This window comes from Pirellulales bacterium, assembly GCA_035499655.1.
Lineage (GTDB): Bacteria > Planctomycetota > Planctomycetia > Pirellulales > JADZDJ01 > DATJYL01.
The window spans coordinates 1-3,011 of record DATJYL010000136.1; the positions used below are offsets into that span (position 1 = coordinate 1).

Consider the following 3,011-nt stretch of genomic DNA (forward strand, 5'->3'; position numbering starts at 1 on the left):
AAGTTGTCATGGTACACCCGGCCATTGTGCATGCTGAATGTTACTTCGTCGTCCTTGGCAATTTGCATCACCCACGGCGCATTGTGATTTTGCAGTAGGCTGTTGAGCAACTGGACGATCGGGCCCGGAACAACATTGACAGAGTGCAAGGTAAGCCGGCCCTTCAAATCCGTGGCCTCGGGCTTTCCCAGCGGCCAATGGAAATCGTCCAGAGAGAGGGAAACCTTTCCGGAAGTGCGCGTGGCTTGGAAAAGGGGAGGCGTGATGAATTTGAGCAAGTCGTTGCACATTTCCGGAGTCAGTTCCATCTGGTTGAGCAGGCGCGTGTTTTCGCCGCTTACGACCGGCACGCCGGCGGCATTTTCGCCAGCGGGCGTTAGCGCCAAGTTTAGATTCAAGCCGTCCACTTGCCAGGGCTGCGGCGAGTTTTGACCCTGCAGCAGCAGGCGGCCATCGATTACCTCCAACTGCGCGGATCGGTTTCCCAATGACAAACTCGAGAGGCCACGGATCAGTCGAGTTATGTTGGTTCCCTCGCTATCGAAGTGCACATACAGTTCGGGTTGCGAAATGCGATAGTTTCCCAAACTATGCCCGAACAGGATGTGCAGGAGCGACGTGTTGCCAGCCACTTGTTGCACGCTGAGGGCCGCTCGATCGGTATTTTCGGGCTGGAGCTGGAGATCGCCGATCAGGACGGGGGAAAACCAGGAGAGCGAAAGCTCGCCTAGCGTGGCTTGAGTGTTCACTCGCGAAAATGCCAAATCTAACAAGCGCTGGCGGCAGAAGGGGAGGGCGACAAGGTTTGGTAAAAAAACAATGAATAGGAGCAGGAGCAAAACCAGCACAAACAGCCAGCGGAGCCAACGGCGACGTTTTTGAGTCGGCGGCGGTGCGTCAACAGGGGAAGCAGCCGAACCCGGCTGCGACGGCAAAGATGGTTGGGTCATGGGCTTTCTCCGCTGCCAACCGTAACGGTTAGGTGGGGCGGGGAAAAGACCCCCATCGACGAATTTTCGTCGGCTGAATTCAGCGTTTTGGTGTTTCGGTAGATAAAGCGGCTGCGGTGTTCAAAATTTTCATCGTTCCACTGCCGAGCGCAAAATCGTTGGCGCCTTCAACAAATACGCGCACTGCGCATGTTCCGATCGCATCTTTGGGCACCGGCAATACGGTGGAAAAACTACCGCTATGGATCTGGGCCGTTACGGAGACCAGCGGCGGATTGTTGGCGGCACGGTAAGCGGCGCTAAACCGTTCGCGTCCTATGGCGCTGCCGTCGTAAGTTTCTCTGGTTGCCGTGGGCACACAGTCCCAAGGCAAGACCAATTCCACGGTGGCGGTTCCTTCGACAGAGCAGCGACCTTTGATCGTGATTTCGTCGCCGGCTGCCGCCTTGGCTGGAAGCGACAAATTAACCTCGCGTGGTTGGTGCAGAGTCATGGTAGGATCGCCGAAAAGATTGAAGAGTTGCAAATGCTCCAGCCGCTCTTCCTTCGGTTGAAATAGTTCCGGCGTCACCGCCACGGTGAGCGCATGAATCAGCGACCAAATGGGCAAATTGTAGCCGGCCATTGTGTCGCGCTTGGCATATAACAGCCACTGGCCGAGTGTTTCGCGGCGATTGACAAAAAATTGGCGAATGGCTTGCTGCGACAGGGCGGCCATGCCGTAGGGCATGGTTTCGCTGGAGCCGCTGAACACCGCGACGGGTCCGCCGGGGGCGCGCAACAGCTCTTCGGACAGGCAATCTTTTGATTGGGCAAACGCCCCCGTGTAGCAGCACATCAGCAGCATAATTGGCGGGCCTGAGGCGCCGTGCAAATGGGCGCAATCGTCGCATTGCAAAATTGGCGTGCCGCCATCGGGAAAGACGGCCCATTGCAGCGATTGCGGGGCTCCGTGCCCCATGAAGACCCAAAACAAACAGCCTTCGTTGATTCGATCGAGGCTACAGGCATGAAAGCCGCGCGGATCGGGACAGTAGGGACTGCGCCAGCGGGCATCGGTCAAGATGGTTTGATAAGCGCCCGGAATCAGCCAACGGATGCCCTGGCGAGCGAGAACGCCCGACGCCGCATCAATCAGTTGGCCGTAGCCCCCCTCGCCGGCGACGAAGTTAATGCGTGCCCGCCAGGGGCCAAAATTTTGCGAATCTTCATAAGCTAGAATTTTTTTGACAACGATGCTGAGTTGCTCCGGGGTGTGGGCGGTGAGCCGGCCGATCGCCACGTCGGGGATGCCGTCGTCGTCCAAGTCGGCATACGGATTGTCCGTGTCAAATTCCGACGGGGCGCCATACAGGCGGCTGGCAGTGGCGGGAATGCGGAAGGTGGGCGTGCAGGGTGATTTTTTTGCGGGATCACTGTCCGGCGCCGGCGGATCGCCCACGAGCACAATGAATTGCAGCTTTCCGCTTTTGGCCAGCGTGCGAATATGCTCACGAATTTGCAGCGCGGGGCCTTGGTTGGAAATGAATTCGACCACGTGTCCTTGGAGCTGACGGCGCGCAAGCCAGGGCTGCATTGCCGCGCGAAATTCCGCGGGGCAAACCACTGCGATATCGGGATTTTGTGCCGCCGGCGCAGCGCCCAAACTTAATAACAGCGGCAGGAGGAGCAGGTGCATGTGGGAAGTCTAGCGTCCGGGGAAATTTTGTGGGAGAGGAATCCGGATGCAGTCAGTTTGTCGGCGAAGGGGTGATTATTTCCCTGTGGCGCGCCGCCAAGCCACGGGAGCGAAGCCGACCGCCATTCCTGCCAGCAAGCCGACCGTGTGCGCCCAATTCGCAACGCTGCTCCCCACCAGTTGATCGAGCAATCCGGTCCAACCCAGCACCAGCCAGCCCACTAAAAACAGCACGATGCCGTTCGAAACGAACAATTTCAATTGCGGCTGAAACCAGCTTTTCATCCAAAGATAGCCGAGCAGGCCGTAAACGACTCCGGACATACCGCCAAAGGCCGTCGTCTGCGTAACCTTATCGTGGGGAAACAGAAGCGGCCATATTC

3 protein-coding genes are annotated in these 3,011 nt (G+C 57.8%); all 3 read right to left on the reverse strand.

Annotation, left to right across the window (positions count from 1 at the left end; all coding sequences use genetic code 11):
* Positions 1-950 (reverse strand): hypothetical protein (locus tag VMJ32_09485; protein HTQ39249.1); only part of this gene is annotated, 950 nt, incomplete at its 3' end.
* 79 nt (positions 951-1,029) lie between these two features.
* Entirely contained in the window at positions 1,030-2,628 is a 1,599-nt protein-coding gene (locus tag VMJ32_09490) for a C25 family cysteine peptidase (GenBank protein ID HTQ39250.1), read from the reverse strand.
* A 75-nt stretch (positions 2,629-2,703) separates the two neighbouring features.
* A partial coding sequence (locus tag VMJ32_09495; GenBank protein HTQ39251.1) for a rhomboid family intramembrane serine protease occupies positions 2,704-3,011 on the reverse strand: 308 nt, incomplete at its 5' end.

Excerpts from the sequence above, each read along its gene's own strand:
- VMJ32_09490 (HTQ39250.1), bottom strand. The coding sequence starts at position 2,628 with ATGCACCTGCTCCTCCTGCCGCTGTTATTAAGTTTGGGCGCTGCGCCG.